Raw genomic sequence first — 20,985 nt, 5'->3', positions numbered from 1 at the left:
AATGGTTAACCATTTTGAGTCAGTTTTTTTATATGATTGCTATGGCTTCAATCTCTACATTTCCATCTTTAGGTAATTTAGCTACTTCTACACAGGATCTAGCAGGTTTGTGAGAATTAAAGTATTCTCCATATACTCCATTTATTTTCGAAAAATCCCCCATATTCTTAATGAATATTGTTACTTTCACTACATTTTCAAGGGTTCCACCAGCTTTTTCAACAACAGCTTTAAGATTTTTTAAACTTTGTCTTGTTTCTTCTTCAATATTAGAATTGACAAATTCACCAGTTTTAGGATCAATTCCTAATTGACCAGATGTAAAAACCATATTGCCTACTTTGGTACCTTGAGAATAAGGGCCTATGGCTGCAGGTGCCTTATCTGTAGATATATATGTTACTTCCATATTTAAAACCTCCTCTTGTATTAAAAGTCTTCCCATTTTCAATGAAAATGAGAAGACTTTTAGATTGTATTTTTATTTACATTTCAATTTTATGACTATCTGCCCAAAGTCTTTCTAAATTATAAAACTTCCTATCTTCTTTATGGAATACATGTACAATAATATCGCCAAAATCCAACAAAACCCATCTAGCAGAATTTTGTCCTTCTTTTTGTAATAATTCAAATCCTGATTTTACCATCTTTTCCTCAACTTCATCTGCAATAGCAACAACTTGAGTTGTAGAATTGCCACTAGCAATAACAAAATAATCCCCTATGCTACTTAATTTTGATATATCTAAAATTTTTACATCAAATGCTTTTTTATCATCACAAGCCTTTGATATAATAGAAAGTCTCTCATCAAGTTCCTTCACTAATAATACCTCCTGTAAGTGTTAATTGGTTTCTTCATCTTCTCTATCTATAGATTTATTCTCTACTGTTTCATGATCAATAAACATATTTTTAACTAATTCACTCATCTCTTCTTCATAAGCTATATAATATGATATTTCATCTATCATTTCTGGTTCTCCTGGCAAAGTAGCCATTTCTAAATTCTCTGTATTTATATCTTTTGCTTTTAATGCAAATCTCATAATTGTTTCTAAAGGTATGTTGGTGTCTACGTATTTATAATAACTCTCTACCATTTTAGGAACTTTAACTATATTTCCTGGTTTTAATGTTTTAGAAATAGCTGATTGAATAAATTGTTGTTGTGCTCTTATTCTTCCCAAATCTTGATCCTTATAACCTTTTCTAAATCTCAAGAATTGCAAAGCTTTATCTCCATCTAATATCTGTCTTCCTTCTTTTAAGTTTATATTTAAAGGTGGATCAGCTGCTGGATCGCTATAACGCATATCCATAGGCACATCTACCTCAACGCCACCTATTAAATCTACAAACTCTTCTACTATTTTATAATCAACCCTTACATAATAATCTAAATCTATTCCAAGAAAATCTCTAACTGTCTTTACTGATAGATCTGGCCCTCCATACATATGAGCATGATTAATTTTTTCTTTATTTCTTCTTCCTCTAATATCTACTCTTGTATCCCTAGGTATTGATAAGATTGAAACACTTCCTGTTGATTTATTTACATTACATAACATCATAGTATCTGATCTTTCTTTTTCATCATTAGCAATATCTTTACTATCTATACCTAATAAAAGAAATGTCAATTCATCATTACCGTCGTCTTCATACTTAAATTTATTAAATAAATCAGCATTATTCCCAGTTTCTTTGTCTCTAATATTTATGTAATAATAAGCTGCCCCACTATAAAGAATAGCAAATGCTAAAAAAGATATAAAAAATGTTTTAAGAAATTTCTTTTTCACTAGACCTCACTCCAAACTCTTTTCTATTTTTAAATAATTCCTTGCTTTTACTGTATCTAAATGTATTAATCCCCCACTATTAATAACAAACTTAATAGTATTATCCATTGCATAGATTAAGCTCTCGTCTAGATCTTCAAAGGCTAGTTTTCTAGCTTCCTCAACACCTTTAAATTTCCTATTAGGTTCAATATAATCAGCTATAAAAATAATTTTCTCTAATATACTCATGTCCTCTTTCCCAGTAGTATGATACTGTATTGCAGATAATATTTTCTTATCTTCTATATTATATTGTCTTTTAGCAATTTCAGCACCTATTGGGCCATGAATTAATTCTACATTATTTTTCATAACATTATCTAGAATTATACCAAACTCGTCAGCCATTTTCAATAATTTTATTTTGTCTTTGGACTTAGCACAGTCATGAAGAAGACCTGCTAATGCTGCGCTTTTTTCATTAACACCATAATATTTTGCTAGTTTTATACTTGTCTCCATAACACCTATAGAATGATTATATCTCAAAATACCTATCTCTGTCTTAAGTTTTTCATGTATCCAGTCCTCAAACATATTAAATCCCCCATATTTTAATCAATATATAGTTTGTTTTTAAAAATATAATCCCTAACACTATCAGGTAAATAATATTTTATAGATTCATTTTTCTTTATTTTATTTCTTATATTTGTAGATGATATGTCTATATATGGTATAGGTAAAATATCTATACTAACCCCTAACTTTTTTTCTATTTCACTAATAGTTTTTTCTAATTTATTGTCTGAGACAACTGCTCTTTTTGCTGTTATAAATTTGCAAAGAGATAGAAGCTCTTTAGAGTTTTTCCAATTAGATATTTCTACTATTGAATCTGCACCTGTTATAAAGTAAAATTCTGTATCCTTATATTTTTGTATTAAATATTTTATTGTATCAATAGTATAGGTAGTACCTTCTCTATCGATTTCTATAGATGACACTATAAAATCTGGATTGTCTGTTGTGGCCAATAGTGTCATTTCATATCTTTTTATAGGTTCCGCCATATTATCCCAATGTTTGTGAGGTGGCCTACCTGTAGGGATAAAAATAATTTTATCGAGTCCAAAATAATTTTTTGCTTCTTCTGCTAATATTAAATGTCCTATATGTATGGGATCAAAAGTACCACCCATTATCCCCATCTTATACTTTGTCAATTATCTCCCTCCAATATTATACTATATATTAAATTATATATCTAAAATACATAAAAAAGATTGGCTAAGCCAATCTTTTAAGGTAAATTTATTTTTTTATTTTCTTCAGATTCTTTATATATTACAAATTTATTTCCTATGCTTTGAACAAACTCTGCATCTGTTAATTTGGCTACCTCATTAGCTGCAGTTTTTGTATCTAAGAAACTATTTTTTAATACATTTATTTTTATAATTTCTCTTGCTTCTAATGCTTCATCTACTTGTTTTATAAAATTTTCATTGATACCATTTTTTCCAATTTGGAATATAGGTTCTATTCCATTAGCAATACTTTTAAGATAACTTCTTTGTTTCCCCGTTAACAATTAATACACTCCTTTAAAATACCTCTTAAATTTCTATTTCTTTCCTAGTATTCCTTCTATGAACTTCATATTCTTTATTTCCTTTTTTCCATCCATTCCTTTTTTTCTCTTCTGGTCTATAATTTTCATTTATAATTACTTTATCTTTTGCTATACAATAATAAGTTGGATTATTTTCTTTGCAATTTCCGCAATTATAGCATTCCATTTCTCCTCTTTTACCTCCATACAATTTCTAGTCAAAGAATTCAAATTCAAATCCACAAATATATACTGTATCATTTTCTTCAATACCCAAACTCTTTAATTTTTCTACTATCCCTTTCTTTATAAGGGTATTTTGAAAATATCTTAAGGAATCCAAGTCATCAAAATTAGTTGAATATACTAGTTTTTCAATAAAAGCTCCCTCTACAATAAATTTCCCTTCCTCTAGTTTTACTACTATTTCTTCTTTTTCTTCTGTTTCTTTAAATTCAACTACTTCATCAAAAGTTTCATAATCTGCTTCAATTTTTGAAAGTTCTTCCCATATTATATATTTCAACTTATCTACTCCTTCTCCTGTTGCAGCAGATACAGGAAGAACCCTATAGCCCTCTTTTTCTAATTTTTCTTTTAAAATCTTATATCCTTCATTCCAAGTACCTATATCTTTTTTATTAGCTACTACTATCTGAGGTTTTTTTGATAATTTAGGATTATAATTTTTTAATTCTTCATTTATTTTATAGAAATCATCTAAAGGATTTCTACCTTCTATTCCAGAAGCATCTATTACGTGGACTATAAGTCTAGTTCTTTCCACATGTCTAAGAAATTCATGGCCTAAACCTGCACCTTCGTGGGCACCCTCAATTAACCCTGGAATATCTGCCATAACAAAGCTTTTCCCTTCCTCCACTCTTACAACTCCTAAATTAGGTTTTAAAGTTGTAAAATGATAATTAGCTATTTTAGGCTTTGCGGCAGACATCATTGAAAGTAGTGTGGATTTTCCTACATTGGGAAAACCAACTAGTCCAACATCTGCTAACAGCTTCAATTCAAGAATTATTTCTCTTTCTTCACCTTTTTCTCCTGCTTCTGAAAACCTTGGTGCCTGTCTAGTGGAAGTTGCAAATTTAGCATTGCCTTTTCCTCCTCGGCCTCCTTTTGCAATAACAAAAATTTCGTCTTTGTCTTTAAAATCTATAATTACTCCTCCAGTTTTTAAATCTTTTACAACAGTTCCTGGAGGTATTCTAAGTACTAAATCTTTTCCACTTTTCCCATATTGTTTTTTTGTTTTTCCATCTTCACCATTTTCAGCTTTATAAACCCTCTTGTATTTAAAATCCATTAAGGTTTTTAATCCTTCATCTACTTGAAGGATTATACTTCCTCCATCTCCTCCATCTCCTCCATAAGGTCCACCGGAAGGTTCATATTTTTCCCTTCTAAAAGCAACTGCTCCATCTCCACCTTTTCCTGCTTTTAGACGTATTTTTGCTATATCTACAAACATAATATCATCCTTTTATACTTATTATCCTACTAATGTTTAGTAATTTAATTATACCAATTCTATTAACCCTGTCAATACTATTCTACACTTAAACACTCTATAGGATTTTTATACTTAAAAATCACACTAACTCTTTCATTATCTTCAATAATGTCTACATCTTTACTGTTTTTAATTAATGTAGATATTTTATTTTCTCCAGAAAATGTGAAAGATATTCTATCTTTAAACTCTTCTATTTCTATATCTACATTCCTTTTAAATCGTATACCTTCTTCCATGAAATCCTCGAAAATCAAATCTAAGTTTTTAATTATTTCTTCTTCGTTATCAATACAGCATATAGTATTTTGTCTGTTATTTAAAACATGTAGATTTATTATATATTCTAAATCTCCCATTTCTCTAATAGCCCTATCTAAATAAACACTTACATGAAAAAGGGACATTTTATATATTTGACTTAAATTTGAATTTAATTGAATGATTTTCTTAATTTGTCTTAATGCTTCTTCTATTTTCCCAAGCTGTAGATAACCATATATCACTTGAAAATAATTCATATAATCATGTCTTTGTTCTCTGAATACATCTTTCATATAAGAGATGTATTCAGCTTTTTCTTTATGGATCTCATAAATTCCGCTCAAACTATCCATCCCCTTACCTCTTTTTATGATTCATGAAAAATTTTTCTTATAAGAATAAAAAAGCTTACCTTTTTTAGGTAAGCTGATTTTTATCTATGCTAATTCTTCTACTGGATATACACTAACTTGTTTTCTATTTTTACCTTTTTGTTCAAATTTAACAAAACCGTCAACTTTTGCAAATAAAGTATCGTCTGAACCTTTACCTACATTTGTTCCTGGATGAATTTTTGTTCCTCTTTGACGAACTAAAATATTTCCTGCTAATACAAGTTGGCCGTCTCCTCTTTTTACTCCTAGTCTTTTCGCTTCACTATCACGACCATTTCTTGAGGAACCTACTCCTTTTTTAGTTGCAAACAATTGTAAATTTAATTTTATCATATTATTCCACCTCCCTGTATTTGAGAGTTATATATTCCGGATAGCTGTCTATTACAGCTTTAATTCCTACTTCCATAGTTTTCAATATTATATTGGTAGTATTTAATTGTTCATTAGAAAGATCTCTAGGGATAGCTACTTTTAAGACACCTTTTTCTTCATCTATTGAGTAATCTATAGATTCTTCATCTATATTACCAACTTTATTCAATGCAATAAGGGTAGTTTGGGCCAGCATAGAAACTGCTGAACAAACTATATCATTGCCTTTTGTAGAATATCCTGCATGACCCTCTACTGAATATTTAAATATATTGCCTACCATATCTTTATATATTTCTATTTTTATCATTTTAATTATCCTAAAATCTTTTCAACTTTTACTTTTGTATATGGTTGACGATGTCCTTGTTTTTTTCTATAGTTTTTCTTTGCTTTGTATTTGAAAACTATAACTTTCTTTCCTTTTCCTTGTTCTAGAACTTTTCCTTCTACTTTGGCACCTTCAACATAAGGTTTACCAACAACTAGATCGTCATCTTTAGAAACAAATAAAACTTTATCGAAGCTTACTTGTTCTCCATTATCTGCATCTAGTTTTTCAACAAAAATAGTATCTCCTTCTTGAACCCTATATTGTTTTCCTCCTGTTTCGATTACAGCGTACATTTAGATTGCACCTCCCCTATCCAGTCTCGCCAATGTCAGGTGACTATGCTTTAAAACCCACACTGTGCGGCTACTTACAGAAACTAATTCTATCAAAAAAAAGCCTATTTGTCAATATTAATCAATTAATATTTTCCCCTTGCCATCACAATGAGGGCAAACTTTAAAATAATTCCATGATAGACGATTTCTCACTTTTTTTCTAGTCATTTCTACCAATCCTAATTTAGTTATTCCCATTACACTAGTCTTTCTCCTATCCTTCTTAAGCTCTTCTTCTAGACTATTTAGTAGCAACTCTTCATCTTCTTTATTTTTCATTGCTATAAAATCTATTATTACTATTCCTCCAATATTTCTAAGTCTTAACTGTCTTGCTAGTTCTTCTACTGCTTCTAGATTAGTTTTTAATACAGTACTTTCTAAATCTATTTTCCCAATATATTTTCCGGTATTTACATCAATGGAAGTTAAAGCTTCTGTTTCATCTATAACTAAATATCCTCCACTTCTAAGAAATACTTTTCTACCTAAAGCTTTTTTTATTTCATCAGTAATATTATAAGTTTTAAAAATATCTTCTCCATCTCTTAATTCAATATTTTCTATAGCATTTGGATCTATACCTTCTATCAAATCTAGTATATCTCTATACTTATCTGTATTATTTATAATCAATTTGCCTTGAAAATTTATAAAAATATCTCTAACAATTTTGTTTATACTATCCATTTCTTTATAAATTAATTTTGGAGAAGGAGAAAAATTCCTTTCTCTTTCTATTTTTCTATATAAATCTATGAGAAAATTTAGTTCTTCTTCTAACTTAGCCTCTTCTATATTTTCAGAAGCTGTTCTAAAAATCATTCCTATTTCTTCTCTTTTTATGTTTTCTCCTACTTTTAATAGTCTCTTTACTTCATCTTTATCTGCAATTTTTCTAGAAATTGATACTTTGCTAGAATAAGGGGTCAAAACCATATAGTTACTAGGAATAGTTATATGTTCTGTAACCTTAGGTCCCTTAGTACCTATGGCTTCTTTTATAACCTGAACTATTATATCATCCCCAACTTTTACTAGATCCTCTATTGAAGGTTTATCTTCATGATACCTTTCCCTAGGTAATATATCTTTTATATAAAGATAAGCATTCTTTTTCTCTCCTATATCTACAAATGCAGCTTCCATCCCCGGAAGTACATTTACAACCTTACCCCTATATATATTTCCTAATATCTTTTCATTGTGTTTTTCTATATAAAATTCAACTAGCCTATCTTCTTCTACTATGGCTATGCTATTTTTATCTTTTTTTACATCTATAAGTATATAATTCATTCTATCTCTCCTAAATTATAAAAGAGGAATTATTTCTCCATGCCTTTCTGTATACAGTTCCAATCTATGGATTCTGATAGTATCATCTATAATATTAAGGCTTGTATATTTCTCCAGTGAGCTTAAAAAATCTATTGCCTTTAAGTTTCCACTATCCCCTGTTTTTAATAAAACTTCCATACTTACTAAATTATCTTTTACTTCCTTAACTACTACATTACCTATAAAAGGTCTTATATCTTTCTCTCTTTCACGAATTTTACCTTTTTTCTTTTTTTGTTTTATTATAATTATTTCATCTAGACTTAAAATATCTTCAACATTCTTTTTCACTTCTTCTTCACTTAAAGTATTTTTCAATTTAAACTGAATTTTATAAAATCCCCAATCTATCATAGAAGAAACTGATTTATTTTCTTCTATATACTCAGCTTTTAATATTTTTATATCATCTGGTAATACTTGGTTCATTCTATGAATAAAAGTAGTTATTGATATTTTCTTTTCTAGTTCTACATCCATATATTCTCCAATACTTGAGACTCCTAGTGAAAGTGCTGAAGCTATTGAAAACTTAGGATGAGGATTGAATCCTTCTGAATATTTCATTGGAATATCGGCTTTTCTAAAAGCTCTTTGAAAAAGCCTCATTAAATCTAAATGGGATATATATTTTAAATAATTTTCTTTTGTAAACTTAACTCTCAAAATCAATTACAAACACCACCTGAAAAACTTTTATTTATTCCACATCCAGTACAGCCTAATCTACAATCGTTGGTTAATTCTCCTTTTAAGGCCCTTTCATATTCTCTTGATAAATATTCTTTTGATACTCCCACATCGATAAAATCCCAAGGTAAAACTTCGTCAAGCTCTCTTTCCCTAATTGCATAAAAATCTGGATCTATATTAGCTTGTTTAAAAGCCTCCATCCATTTTTCAAAACTAAAGAACTCTGACCATCCATCAAATTTACAGCCATTTTTCCAAGCTTCTACTAATGCTTTTCCAACCTTTCTATCTCCTCTTGCTAGTACAGCTTCTAAATAACTTAGTTTTGGATCATGATAATTATATATAATCTTTCTATCTTTAATATTCTCTTTCAAAATCTTTATTTTTTCATTGAACTCTTCAATAGTATTTTGTCCTATCCATTGGAAAGGAGTAAAAGGTTTTGGAACAAAACAAGATGTGCTAACAGTTACAACAAAATTTCCTTTTCTTTTATCCATTGGTACACTAAAAAATATGTCTTTTACTTTATATCCTAAATCTTTTATGCCTAAAATGTCTTCTTCTGTTTCTGTAGGCAATCCAATCATAAAATATAGTTTTACTCTTGACCAACCTTCATTAAATGCATAGGTAACTGCATTTTCTAAATCTTCTTCTGTAACTCCTTTATTTATTACATCCCTAAGCCTCTGACTACCTGCTTCAGGAGCAAATGTAAGACCAGTCTTTCTTACTTTTTCTATTTCTTGAATTATATTCTGAGTAAAAGAATCTAATCTTAAAGAAGGCAAAGATATGCCAACTTTCTTTTCCTCATATTTGTCCATTAATTCCCTAATTAAAACTTCTAATTGAGAATAATCACATGAACTAAGAGACATTAATGAAATATCTTCGTAGCCTGTATTTTTTACTAGATCTTCAGAAAGATTTATAATAGTATCTATATTTCTTTCCCTTACAGGTCTATATATAATTCCAGCTTGGCAAAATCTACATCCTCTTGTACATCCCCTGAATATCTCAAGAGAAATTCTATCATGAACTGTTTCTATATAAGGAACTATAATTTTATCTGGAAAATATGATTTATTTAAGTCTTTAATTATTCTCTTTTTAACTTTTTGGCTATTTCCCACTATATTAGGCTCTATCTTTTCTATAGTACCATCTTCTTTATAGTGTACATCAAAATATTTAGGTACATATATACCTTCAATCTTACTTATATTTTTTAAAAAATCATCCCTAGTACCATCTGATTTTTTCCATTCCCTATACTCATTAAATATCTCAAATATTACTTCTTCTCCTTCACCAATTACAAAAAAGTCTATAAACTCTGCAAGTGGCTCTGGGTTATATACACAAGGACCTCCACCTATAACAAAAGGATCTTCTTCCTCTCTATCCTTTGAATAAATTGGAATTTGTCCTAGATGGAGCATATTTATAATATTTGTATAACTCATTTCATACTGCAGTGTAAATCCAAGAAAATCAAAATTTTTAATAGGTTCTTTGCTTTCTAGAGTAAATAATGAGATGTTTTCTTTTTTCATTTCCTGTTCCATATCTGTCCATGGTGCAAATACTCTTTCACAACAAATGTCCTCTTCTACATTTATAAGATTATAAAGTATATGGAGACCTACATGTGACATTCCTACATCATATACATCTGGAAAAGCAAAAGCAAATTTAATATTCATTTTACTCAGATCTTTTTTAATTGAATTTTCTTCCATTCCAATGTATCTAGCTGGCTTTTCAACTCTATTAAGTATTCTTTCAAATTTTTCCAAATCAATCATCTAATCACCTTCATTTTTTTATCTGCAAGTACTATACTAACATTTTTTTTGCCTTTTTTATAGTATTTTTAATTAAGTTTTATAATATCCTTAGGATTTATATTATTCCCATCTTTCCAGATTTCAAAATATAATGGAGTGCTTTTTCCATTCAATTCTCCTAAAGTTCCAATCTTCTCACCTTTGAAAACTACATCTCCCATAGATATATTTATTTTATCTAGTTGTCCATAAATAGCTTCAAAATCTTTATAATCTATAGTTACGTAATATCCAGATTTTTCTCTATCTTCTACTCTTGTAACAGTGCCTTTTCCTATGGATAAAACTTCTTTACTTTTATCAGAAATAATATCTACACCTTTTGTATTTCTAGAAGTTTTTTGTACTCCTCCTTCTAGTGGAGAAATATAGGATTCATTTTTATTATCAAAACTAAATACGGACACTGCTTTTTCTGGTAATTTAAAAACCTTTTTTGAAAAATCTAATACTTTTCTACCTTCAGCTTTTATGTCAAATTCGTGTCTAATTCCTCTATCTATTATTCGTATTACTTTATTTGTAAATGACATATTGATTTTTTTTATTACTAAAACAATTAGAAGTATAATCAAAACTATAAATACTTTATTTAATTGTTTTTTAAAAAAATTTTTACTTTTAAAATTATTTTTAAACCTTTTAGTTCTTTTTTTATATCTGTTTTTAATCATAATATCACCCGCCTATTTAATAATATGATATTTATTACTGGCGGGTTTTATTCACATTAGTATTAATTTTAATATTCATTAATCTTTAAGTCAAAATTATTATTGTTTAAATCAAACCTATCTTTGATTCCAGGTGAAATATATATATTATCTGATTTGGTTACATATAATACTTCTATATCTTCTAATTCTTTTAAAACTTCTTTTGACTTTTCCCTTCCTAGCACAAATAATGCAGTTGATAATGCATCTGAATCTGTAGAACTTTTCGCTATAATACTTATAGCTGATAATTCATTATCTGAAGGATAACCAGTTTTAGAATCTATTATGTGATGATATCTCTTACCATTTACTTCAAAATATCTTTCATAATCTCCTGAAGTCACTACTGAACTATCTTTTACCTCTATTATCCCTACATAACTACCTCTCTGTTCTTGCGGATTTTGTATTCCAATCTTCCAATACTCATCTTGACCCTTTGAACCTACAGCATAGATATTTCCGCCTAAATCTACTATAGCACTATTAACTCCATTTTCTTTTAGAATCTTTTTTATTTCATCTGCCGCATACCCTTTAGCTATTCCACCTAAATCTAGCTTCATTCCTTCTTCTTTTAAGAAAACTTTGTTGTCTTCTAATAGTTCTAATTTTTTATAGTCTACTTTATTTAAAGCTTTTTCTATATCTTCCTTAGATGGAATATCATGTTTGTTGTTTTTTCCTTCATTTCTAATATTCCAAAGATCTACTAAAGGACCTATAGTTGGTTCATAGGCTCCATCTGTTAATTCGGCAAAATATTTTGCTCTAGTTAGTATTTCATATACTTCGTCATCTACTTTTACTGGATTTTTTCCTGCATTTTTATTTATTTTACTTACATCACTATCTTCTATAGTAATACTCATTTTATCTTCAATCTCTCTAATTCTGTCAAATGATTTATCTAATATTACCTCATCTTTTTTATCATATAATTTAATAGTCATTACTGTATCCATCATAAATTCTGTTTTTGAAAGTGGTTCTTTATCCTCTTCTTTTTTACATCCTCCTAAAAAAGCTGAGACTAATAAAGTTGAAATTAATATGAGTATTATTTTATTTTTATATCTCATTTTTTCTCTCCTCTTCAATATATAAATGAAGTTAAGAAACCCTAACTTTTTTGTTAGGGTTTCTTAAAAGCTTTCTATTTCGCATCTTCTAATGCTTTTGTAGCTAATTCTATAAGTGTATTTTTAGTATTCGTTGCTCCTGATATTCCGTCTAGTTCTAAATCTTCTATTCCATTATTATCTATTATTTGTTTTGTCAATTCTTTGATTGTATCAAAAGAAGGTAAATAAGAATAGTTTTCTAAGGATTTTACATCACCTTTTTTAATATTAGTTGGTTCTGTCTTTGGAGTTTCTTCATCTTCCATAACTGGTTCTTTAGTTTCTTCATCTAGTACAACCTTTTCCCCTTCCATATCTTCAACTGCTACATCTTTAAAGTCTACTCCAACTATAGTTCCTTCTTTAACTACAATTTTAATTTCTGATAACCATCCATGACTTTCTTCACCAGCTTTAGCTTCATATTCACCATCTTTGTAAGCAGGCTCATAAACTTCGCCTTTTTCTGCTTTCTCTATAAGGCTAGCTACTACTTCTTTAAAGCTTTCCTTAGTATGAGTTGCGCCTGATACAGCATCATAATCAATTGACTCTACATCTTTCTTGTCCATAAATTGCTCATTTAAATTTTTAATTACTTCTAGTCCTTCTTCATAACTATAGTTATCTGGATTCTTTGCTTCACCAGAATCTGCAAGATATTCATTATAATCAAATGAGCTAATTTCTCCATTCTTTACTTCCATAGTTGCCATTGGATAATTCATATGATCACTTACTGGCAATTTAACTAAATACTTTCCATCTTTTAGTTCCCCACCTGTAGCCTCTTCTGAAGTCTTTTCTTCGCCTTCCTTTGGTTCATCTGTCTTTGGTGCTTCATCTTTTGCACAACCAGCAAAAATAGTCATTGCTAATACTGCAACCAAGATAAGAGATAAAACTTTTTTTGTCATTTATGTCCCCCTCCTGCACTTTTTATTATTTTTTTAACAAAACTGGATGAATAAAGTCTACATTGATTATATAAAACTACACTAAAAAAATCAACATTTATTTATTTTTTTAAAATTTTTTAGTATTTTATCACCTATCTTTTACTTTTATAATAGGAATATTGGCAACTAGTGCAGGAACAGAGCAGCCATCGCTTTCCCTTTTAGTTCTAGTCATTTTTACATCTAGTCCTTCTTCATCAATTTCTACATATTCAGACATTACTCTCACTATATCGCTTTCTAACATTTGAAGAAATTTAGGTGAAATATCGGCCCTATCGTGAATAAGGACTAATTTTAGTCTTTCTTTAGCTACGTTTTTACTACTTTTACTATTTTTTGAAAACATCTTCAAGAAATCCAAGAAAATTCCCCCTTTATTTGCCAAATAATATCTTCATTATTTTGGTAAACTTCCCCTCTTCATGATTGAAGTTTAATAGTTCAACCTCTTCTCCCATAATTCTTCTAGAAATATTATTATACGCCTTGCCTGCTAATGTAGATTGATCTGAGACTACAGGTTCTCCCCTATTAGTCGAAACTACTATAGCTTCATCATCTGGAACAACCCCTAATAAATCTATAGCTAATATATCAATCATATCTTCAATATTCATCATATCGCCTTTTTTTACCATATCTGGTCTAATTCTATTGATAACAAGTTTTGGACTATTTAATCCCTTTGCTTCTAAAAGACCAATAACCCTATCAGCATCTCTTACTGCAGATATTTCTGGTGTAGTTACAACTATTGATTCATCGGCTCCAGCAACTGCATTTTGAAAACCTAATTCAATACCTGCTGGTGAATCTATTAAGATATAATCAAATTCTTCTTTTAATTCATTGCAAAGTTCAAGCATTTGCTCCGGTTTTATAGCAGATTTATCTTTAGTTTGGGCTGCTGGTAAAAGATAAAGTCCTTCATAGCGTTTATCCCTAATAAGACCTTGCTTTAATCTACAAACTTTCTCTACTACATCTACAATGTCATATACTATTCTATTTTCTAATCCCATAACTACATCTAAATTTCTTAGACCTATGTCTGCGTCAACTACAACAACTTTTTTACCTAGCATTGCTAAGCCTGTCCCTATATTTGCTGTAGTAGTAGTTTTACCAACTCCACCTTTACCCGATGTTATGACGATTACTTTCCCCATACTATATGCCTCCCTTTTTATTTATTTTTTTGGTAGGTACCTCTCAATAATAACTTCATTTCCTTCTATTTTTGCTATCTCTGGCCACTTAGGATATTCTATATCCTCATCAGGACGTCTAGATATTAGATTTGCTATCCTGAGCTGAGTAGGTTGCAAAGCAAAAGCAGCAACAATAGCTTTCTTATTTCCATCATATCCTGCATGGGCTACTCCCCGTAGATTCCCTAATACTACTATATTGCCTCCTGCTATAACCATTGAACCTGGATTTACATCTCCAAAAATTACTATATTTCCATTATATTCAATTTTTTGTCCTGATCTTAAAGTAGTTTTAATAAACTTAGTCATTCCTTCTTCTATGCCTTTAAAAAAACCTTTGGCTTTTAATTTCTTTTTTTCTATTATCTTTAAGTTATATTTATCCTTTACAATACCTTCAAGTTCTTTAAGTTCATCATTGCTAAGATTTTTCCCTTTGAAATCTACAATTTTTCCACCTTTAAAAAAAGAACCTGATTTTTTTAGCTTTATATCCAACTCTTTCTTTATTGATTCAAAGTTCCCATCTCGTATGTAAATATATACTCCATCTTTAGTTCCTTTAAATACTACTAAATCTTGTGTCATAGTATTACCTCCAAAAACCTCCATATAATAGTAATTCTTCAAAACAATCTTAATTCCTTCTTAATTTTATAAAAAAAAGAATTGGAAAGTATTTACCTTCCCAATTCAGTTGTAGATGGTTGTTTTTCTTTTTGTTCTTGGTTATTTAATCCTAGATACTGAGCAATTATATCTCTTGCCATTGGTCCTGCATATCCACCACTACCACCTTGAAACAAAACTACTGCTACAGCTATTTCAGGATCTTCATAGGGTCCAAAGGCAACAAACCAAGCAAAATCATCATAAGTCTCTCCAGTAGCAGGATTAATTCCGCTTTTTTGAGCAGTCCCTGTTTTTGCTGCTACTGGTATTGGGAAATTCGTAAAAGTACTTCTTGCTGTACCTTCACTTACCACCTTTCTCATGCCAAGTTTTATATCTTCTAAATGCTCGTAATCTTTTAGCTCAATTCTTTCTCTTTCAACTTTTTGATCATAAATAATTTTTGAATTATCATAGTTCTTTATCTTATCTACAACAGTAACCTTATTTTTATATCCTCCATTGGCAAGAATAGATATATAATTAGCCATTTGTATAGGAGTATATGCATTCTCTCCTTGCCCTATAGAAACATTTAAAGTATCTGCCGCAGTCCAACCAGCTTGACTTAGATAAGTATATTTTATCTTATCTGTTAAACTTTCTCTATCTCCATTAATTTTTTTATCTGGATCTATGCCCATTTTTTCTAATCTTCGATATACTTCTCCTCTTGATAATGGTTCTTCTAGATCTGTCCAACTAATTATCTCTTCAATATCTTTTTTGATTTCAGCATTTGAAAGTTTTTCACCATCTCTAATATATTTCTTAAAATCTTGTTCTAAATCCCTTTTCAATGTGGCCTTAGTTGTTGCTATTTTTCTTTCAGGATCTGGAACTCCACCTGATGATTCATTAGGAATGTCTATTTCTATGCCAGTCTTTTCACTTAATCCAAATTTCTTCGACATTTCTACTATATCTTCAATATCTACTTTCATACCTAAACCTTCTCCAGTTCTAGGGTTTTTTCCCATGGTAACTGAGTAAAAGTAATAGTTACAAGAATCTCTTAATGCATCATAAAGATTTTCTGGCCCATGGGTGCCTCTGCCATTATTCCAAATCCAACAACCAAATCTTTTGTCTCCAAATTCAACATATCCCATATCTCTTATAGTCTTTGTTGGACTTAAACCTTTTTCTAGTGCAGTTAGTCCTGTTATCATCTTATAAGTAGAACCAGGCTGTATTGCTGTTTGGATTGCAATATTGTAAAGGGGTCTTGGTGCTAATAAATCTTCCTCATTTTCTGGAAATAAACTTGCCCAGTCTGCACTAGAAATACCTGTTGCAAATAAATTTGGATCATAGTCAGGATAGTTTGCCAATGCTAATACTTCACCTGTTTTAACATCTAAAGCTACAACAGCTCCTGAAGTAGCATTTATATAAGGTCTTCCTTTTTTACTAGTTCCAAATTTATAATTTCCCCATTTACTTTCATATGTTCCACCCTTTCTTATGCCTTCTAATGTCCTTTCTAACGAATCCTCTGCTACTTTTTGTAGCTCTGAATCTATAGTAAGGTATAAATTATTTCCAGGTATTGGCTTTTTCTCATCTAATACATTAATAGTGTTACCCATAACATCTACTTCGACTTTCTTTATTCCATCTTTACCTTTTAACTTTTCTTCAAACTTTTCTTCTACTCCAGTTTTACCAATTATAGCATTTGGTGAATATTTTTTTTCTTCAACATATTGCTTTATCTCATGAGGTTGAGATATCTTACCTAGGTATCCTAATATATGTGCTGCAGTATTTCCCATTGGATAATATCTAATTGGTTCTATAGACACATCAATCCCTGGCATATTCATTTTATTTTCCTCAAGCTTTGCCACCGTAATGTCATTTATTCCATAAGCAATATTTATAGGTTCATAAGCTCTGAAACCTTGTTTACTTAACTGATCATATATTAAAAGCATAGATCTTACTTCGTATTTACTTAAGTTTTCATCAATTCCATATTTTTTCCTTAAATGATTAAAAGCTTCTTTTGCAGTACTATTTTTGGGTATTTTAAATGTAGAATACCAGTTGTTTTTATTGTTTATTGCTACATACTCCCATTCAGATACAGATATCTTAGGATTTACACCATTATTTAATATCAATTCTTGAGCTGCATTTTTCACTTTATTATCAATAATCATATCATTTATAGCTTTAGTTTTTTTACCCTGTTCAATAAGATAGCTTAATGGGTTAAGTTTTGTTGATACATTTTTGTCTTTAAATTTATAAACAACTTTTTTATTATCTTTACTTATTTCAAAAGTTACAGGACATTTTTCTCCCTTTTCTTCAATTTTCTTAATTAAAACCTCTCCTGGAATTACTCTACCTATTACATTGTCTTTTTCATCTTTCTCTTCAATAACTTTTTCTAATAAATCCCTTATACCTGTTTCAAGTACTATATTTATGAAATCATCTTTAGCTTTAGAGTCTTTTGTTACACTATTAAAGCTTTTCATAAGAGAGGCCTTTTGTTTAGAATATTCTTCGTCAAATGTAATAGAGTATGGAACCATATCAATATTATTTACAAGCCCTTTATTCTTTAACATATTGAAAGCTAATTCCCTAGAAATAGGATGATCCAATATATTTCTTATAATATTTTTATCATTATCTATTAATTTTAAAAGTGCTTCTTTTGCTCCTACATTAGGTGATAATTTATTTTCTTCTTTCCATTTATCAATACCTTTATTCTCACTAAACTGTAAAGTCACATTACCTTCATTTAATCTTGCTTCTATAGGTATATCCATTCCTTTGTTCTGTAATGCATGAATAGCTTTATTTACAGTCAAATATTTAAAATGTTCTTCTTTATTTCCAGTATAATAAGTATCCAATAATTGTGGGAGTAAATTATTCTCTGCTATTGCATCTATAACTGCATCCATTGCACTTGTATTTTCATTTAAGTTCATATTTTCATCATTAAATTGAAATACATTTAATTCTATTGGAAATTCATCTACATAGTCTACTCCATCTTCTTCTAGAAGCCTTATAAGATTCAATATTATATCATTTTTTTCATTTTGATCTTCTATATTTTTAATTTCATCTTTAAGGATCTGAACAGTAAAGCTTGGTTTGTTTCCAGCAAGCAATACTCCATTTCTATCTCTTATTTCCCCTCTAGGAGCTGTAGTTGCAATTTCTTTAACTCTTTTTGTATCAGAAAGTTCTCTGTAATAATCTCCCTTCACTATGGTTAATGTAGCTAATCTAAAGGAGAGGACTAGGAACATGATGGATAGTAGTAGTATTATTATATTGTATCTATCTTTTAACTTCTCTAAAAACTTCAATTGTCTCACTCCTATCTCCTTCCAAATTTAATGGAGGGAACGGTAAAGATGTTTGAAAACCACTTGTATATAGGTAAAATTAATATGCTATTATATAGAGTTTCTATAAGAATAGTATCTCTTAAGAAAAAATGAAATCTTATATTGACTCCTAAAAAGTACATAAGAACATAATAAACACCATGATAAGCCAATGTAGTTATAAGCGTAAAAATAAAAGGTATAAATAAACTTTCTTTATAAACCTTTTGTTCGCTTAATCCTATTAAATAACCAATAAAAAAATAAACAAAAGCATTTGCTCCTATAGTGGGACTAAATATAATATCTTGCAACAAACCTGCACCTAGGCCTACTATACTTCCCGTTCTTTTCCCTTTTAAAAGTGCTATAGAAACCACAATAATCAACGTAGTATTCGGTATAACACCTAATATACTTAAGTTTTGAAGAATGGTACTCTGCAATATGAAATTAACAATAATTATTATAAATATAATTAAACTTTGCAATGTTAAATACTCCTTTTTCTTTAATTAGAAATCACATGAACCCTATAGATTTTCTTGAAATTGACAGCAGGAGCTACTACCACTCTCTTCATTAAATCTTCTTCTTTTTTGACTACTTCCTTTACTTCACCAATATATAAATCTTTTACATATGATTCACCTAAACCAGATGTAAAAAGCTTGTCTCCTTTTTTTACATCTGCCTTATTATCAAAAAAATATCCACTTAGCTTATTATCTACACTACCAGATAAAATACCTCCATCTTGGGTTCTAGTAACTCTAAAAGAAATATTGCTACTTTCATCGACAATAGATGATACTTTTGCCCAGTTGTCTCCTACATCAGTTATTCTTCCTACTACTCCTTCTTGAATTAAACTTTTATTTACTTCTACACCTTGAATTACTGTATCCCCTTTTTTTATCCCGTCGTTTAGTCCTTTATCTATTATAAACCTATCAAACCAATTACCTGGTTCTTTTCCAACTACTTGGGCATCGATTAATTTATAACTGGTTTTTTCTTTAAGTCGAGCTTCATTGCGTAAAAAATCTGTTTTCCCAATAATATCTTCATATTTTCTATTTTCTTCTTCTAATAATGCTATTTTCTTTTTCAATTGCTCGTTTTCCTCCTTGAACTTACCTATATTGCCTATAGTACCAAAGATGTTTGAAACAGATTTTCCTACATTGAAGAATAATTTTTCTACTGGGGAAATTATATTTCCAATAGCTTTTTCAAAACCTGTTATCTTTATTCTTTCACTACTTGTCATTCCAATTATAACAATTAGAATGATAGCAACTGTTGTTACTATCATCCTATCTTTATATTTTTTAAACTTAGACAATTTTATCACCACTAATCTAGCCTTTTATTGCTATCCAAAGTTTTTTTCAAAACTTCTATACTTTCCAATGCTCTACCTGTACCTATAGCTACACAGTCAAGAGGATCTTCTGCTATATGAACAGGCATACCTGTTTCACTCTTTATAAGTCTATCAATTCCATTTAGTAATGCTCCTCCACCTGTAAGCATAATACCTTGCTCCATAATATCTGAAGCTAGTTCTGGAGGGGTCTTTTCTAAAGTGAATTTAATTGCATCTATTATATTTGATATAGGTTCTTTCATAGCTTCATGTATCTCAGAAGATGTGATCTCTGTAGTCTTAGGAAGCCCACTTATTAAATCCCTTCCTCTTATTTGCATCTTTGTTTCTTTACCTTTTTCATCTGCTGAACCAATAACTATTTTTACTTCTTCTGCTGTTCTTTCACCTATCATTAAACTATATTCTTTTTTAATATAATTTACTATAGACTCATCTAATTCATCTCCACCAATTCTTATGGATCTACTTGTAACAATTCCACCTAAAGAGATAATCGCAACCTCTGTAGTTCCTCCTCCAATATCTACAATCATACTGCCCGTAGGCTCTTGAACTGGAAGGCCTGCCCCAATAGCTGCTGCCATAGGTTCTTCTATAAGATAAGCATCTCTTGCACCTGCATGAATAGTAGCTTCTTCAACTGCTCTTTTTTCTACTTCTGTAACTCCAGAAGGAACACATACTACTACCCTAGGCTGAAAAATAGATCTTTTCTGGTTTGCTTTCTTGATAAAATATTTTAACATGCTTTGAGTTACGTTAAAATCAGCAATAACCCCATCTTTTAATGGTCTAATAGCAACTATATGCCCAGGTGTTCTTCCAATCATTTTTTTTGCTTCTTCACCTACTGCAAGAACTTCTTTTGTATTTGTGTGTATAGCTACTACAGAAGGCTCTCGTATTATTATCCCTTTTCCTTTAATATAAACTAAAGTATTTGCAGTTCCTAAATCAATGCCCATATCCTTGGTAAAAGTACTAAATAATCCCATATA

At 29.8% G+C, this 20,985-nt stretch carries 25 protein-coding genes; all 25 read right to left on the bottom strand.

Annotation, left to right across the window (positions count from 1 at the left end; translation table 11 throughout):
- Positions 1-28 precede the first annotated feature (28 nt).
- The 25 genes from FYJ27_RS07765 to FYJ27_RS07645 all read right to left on the bottom strand — a co-directional run bounded on the left by FYJ27_RS07765 (position 29) and on the right by FYJ27_RS07645 (position 20,982).
- Positions 29-409, bottom strand: a complete 381-nt coding sequence (locus FYJ27_RS07765; protein WP_154484283.1) for a RidA family protein — start codon at positions 407-409, stop codon at positions 29-31.
- A gap of 76 nt (positions 410-485) precedes the next feature.
- Positions 486-827 carry a ribosome silencing factor gene (rsfS, locus tag FYJ27_RS07760; RefSeq protein ID WP_216384844.1) on the bottom strand — a complete coding sequence of 114 codons (342 nt, stop codon included), beginning with the start codon at positions 825-827 and terminating at the stop codon, positions 486-488.
- Positions 828-848: 21 nt separating this feature from the next.
- Positions 849-1,811 carry an LCP family protein gene (locus FYJ27_RS07755; protein ID WP_216384846.1) on the bottom strand — a complete coding sequence of 321 codons (963 nt, stop codon included), beginning with the start codon at positions 1,809-1,811 and terminating at the stop codon, positions 849-851.
- A gap of 6 nt (positions 1,812-1,817) precedes the next feature.
- Positions 1,818-2,390, bottom strand: coding sequence for a bis(5'-nucleosyl)-tetraphosphatase (symmetrical) YqeK (gene yqeK / locus FYJ27_RS07750; RefSeq protein ID WP_154484282.1), 573 nt, complete (start codon positions 2,388-2,390; stop codon positions 1,818-1,820).
- A gap of 17 nt (positions 2,391-2,407) precedes the next feature.
- Positions 2,408-3,019 carry a nicotinate-nucleotide adenylyltransferase gene (gene nadD, locus FYJ27_RS07745; protein ID WP_216384850.1) on the bottom strand — a complete coding sequence of 204 codons (612 nt, stop codon included), beginning with the start codon at positions 3,017-3,019 and terminating at the stop codon, positions 2,408-2,410.
- A gap of 77 nt (positions 3,020-3,096) precedes the next feature.
- The gene (gene yhbY / locus FYJ27_RS07740; protein WP_154484281.1) at positions 3,097-3,387 is read right to left on the bottom strand and encodes a ribosome assembly RNA-binding protein YhbY; all 291 of its coding nucleotides are present in this window, start codon (positions 3,385-3,387) and stop codon (positions 3,097-3,099) included.
- Between the two features lie 25 nt (positions 3,388-3,412).
- Positions 3,413-3,595: a hypothetical protein gene (locus tag FYJ27_RS07735; RefSeq protein WP_154484280.1), complete on the bottom strand. Its 183-nt coding sequence runs from the start codon at positions 3,593-3,595 to the stop codon at positions 3,413-3,415.
- Positions 3,596-3,622: 27 nt separating this feature from the next.
- Positions 3,623-4,894, bottom strand: a complete 1,272-nt coding sequence (gene obgE / locus FYJ27_RS07730; RefSeq protein WP_154484279.1) for a GTPase ObgE — start codon at positions 4,892-4,894, stop codon at positions 3,623-3,625.
- Positions 4,895-4,971: 77 nt separating this feature from the next.
- Positions 4,972-5,553, bottom strand: a complete 582-nt coding sequence (locus tag FYJ27_RS07725; protein ID WP_154484278.1) for a Spo0B domain-containing protein — start codon at positions 5,551-5,553, stop codon at positions 4,972-4,974.
- A gap of 84 nt (positions 5,554-5,637) precedes the next feature.
- The gene (gene rpmA / locus FYJ27_RS07720) at positions 5,638-5,928 is read right to left on the bottom strand and encodes a 50S ribosomal protein L27 (protein ID WP_154484277.1); all 291 of its coding nucleotides are present in this window, start codon (positions 5,926-5,928) and stop codon (positions 5,638-5,640) included.
- 1 nt (position 5,929) lies between these two features.
- A complete protein-coding gene (locus FYJ27_RS07715) occupies positions 5,930-6,280 on the bottom strand; it encodes a ribosomal-processing cysteine protease Prp (RefSeq protein ID WP_154484276.1) in 351 nt (116 codons plus the stop codon).
- A 5-nt stretch (positions 6,281-6,285) separates the two neighbouring features.
- On the bottom strand, positions 6,286-6,597 hold the full coding sequence (gene rplU, locus FYJ27_RS07710; protein ID WP_154484275.1) for a 50S ribosomal protein L21: 312 nt from the start codon (positions 6,595-6,597) through the stop codon (positions 6,286-6,288).
- Positions 6,598-6,714: 117 nt separating this feature from the next.
- A complete protein-coding gene (locus tag FYJ27_RS07705; RefSeq protein ID WP_154484274.1) occupies positions 6,715-7,938 on the bottom strand; it encodes an Rne/Rng family ribonuclease in 1,224 nt (407 codons plus the stop codon).
- A 15-nt stretch (positions 7,939-7,953) separates the two neighbouring features.
- On the bottom strand, positions 7,954-8,652 hold the full coding sequence (locus FYJ27_RS07700; RefSeq protein WP_154484273.1) for a TIGR03936 family radical SAM-associated protein: 699 nt from the start codon (positions 8,650-8,652) through the stop codon (positions 7,954-7,956).
- A complete protein-coding gene (locus tag FYJ27_RS07695) occupies positions 8,649-10,493 on the bottom strand; it encodes a TIGR03960 family B12-binding radical SAM protein (protein WP_154484272.1) in 1,845 nt (614 codons plus the stop codon). Before FYJ27_RS07695 ends, FYJ27_RS07700 begins: the two co-directional genes overlap by 4 nt.
- A 68-nt stretch (positions 10,494-10,561) precedes the next feature.
- The gene (locus FYJ27_RS07690; RefSeq protein ID WP_154484271.1) at positions 10,562-11,209 is read right to left on the bottom strand and encodes a M23 family metallopeptidase; all 648 of its coding nucleotides are present in this window, start codon (positions 11,207-11,209) and stop codon (positions 10,562-10,564) included.
- A 68-nt stretch (positions 11,210-11,277) separates the two neighbouring features.
- Entirely contained in the window at positions 11,278-12,336 is a 1,059-nt protein-coding gene (locus FYJ27_RS07685) for an FAD:protein FMN transferase (RefSeq protein WP_154484270.1), read from the bottom strand.
- Positions 12,337-12,410: 74 nt separating this feature from the next.
- Entirely contained in the window at positions 12,411-13,295 is an 885-nt protein-coding gene (locus FYJ27_RS07680) for a hypothetical protein (protein WP_154484269.1), read from the bottom strand.
- Between the two features lie 130 nt (positions 13,296-13,425).
- Positions 13,426-13,701 carry a cell division topological specificity factor MinE gene (gene minE / locus FYJ27_RS07675; protein ID WP_154484268.1) on the bottom strand — a complete coding sequence of 92 codons (276 nt, stop codon included), beginning with the start codon at positions 13,699-13,701 and terminating at the stop codon, positions 13,426-13,428.
- Between the two features lie 13 nt (positions 13,702-13,714).
- Complete coding sequence (minD, locus tag FYJ27_RS07670; RefSeq protein ID WP_154484267.1) at positions 13,715-14,509, bottom strand: septum site-determining protein MinD; 795 nt, start codon at positions 14,507-14,509, stop codon at positions 13,715-13,717.
- A gap of 21 nt (positions 14,510-14,530) precedes the next feature.
- A complete protein-coding gene (gene minC / locus FYJ27_RS07665; protein WP_154484266.1) occupies positions 14,531-15,142 on the bottom strand; it encodes a septum site-determining protein MinC in 612 nt (203 codons plus the stop codon).
- A gap of 92 nt (positions 15,143-15,234) precedes the next feature.
- Positions 15,235-18,570 (bottom strand): penicillin-binding transpeptidase domain-containing protein, encoded by a 3,336-nt coding sequence (locus tag FYJ27_RS07660; protein WP_154484265.1) that lies wholly within the window; start codon positions 18,568-18,570, stop codon positions 15,235-15,237.
- An 11-nt stretch (positions 18,571-18,581) separates the two neighbouring features.
- Positions 18,582-19,082 (bottom strand): rod shape-determining protein MreD, encoded by a 501-nt coding sequence (mreD, locus tag FYJ27_RS07655; RefSeq protein ID WP_154484264.1) that lies wholly within the window; start codon positions 19,080-19,082, stop codon positions 18,582-18,584.
- 20 nt (positions 19,083-19,102) lie between these two features.
- Positions 19,103-19,939, bottom strand: coding sequence for a rod shape-determining protein MreC (gene mreC, locus FYJ27_RS07650; RefSeq protein ID WP_154484263.1), 837 nt, complete (start codon positions 19,937-19,939; stop codon positions 19,103-19,105).
- Between the two features lie 11 nt (positions 19,940-19,950).
- Entirely contained in the window at positions 19,951-20,982 is a 1,032-nt protein-coding gene (locus FYJ27_RS07645; protein WP_154484262.1) for a rod shape-determining protein, read from the bottom strand.
- Positions 20,983-20,985 lie beyond the last annotated feature (3 nt).

The organism is Anaerosalibacter bizertensis (assembly GCF_009696605.1).
Classification (GTDB): domain Bacteria; phylum Bacillota; class Clostridia; order Tissierellales; family Sporanaerobacteraceae; genus Anaerosalibacter; species Anaerosalibacter bizertensis.
This window is presented reverse-complemented; position numbering and strand designations above follow the sequence as displayed.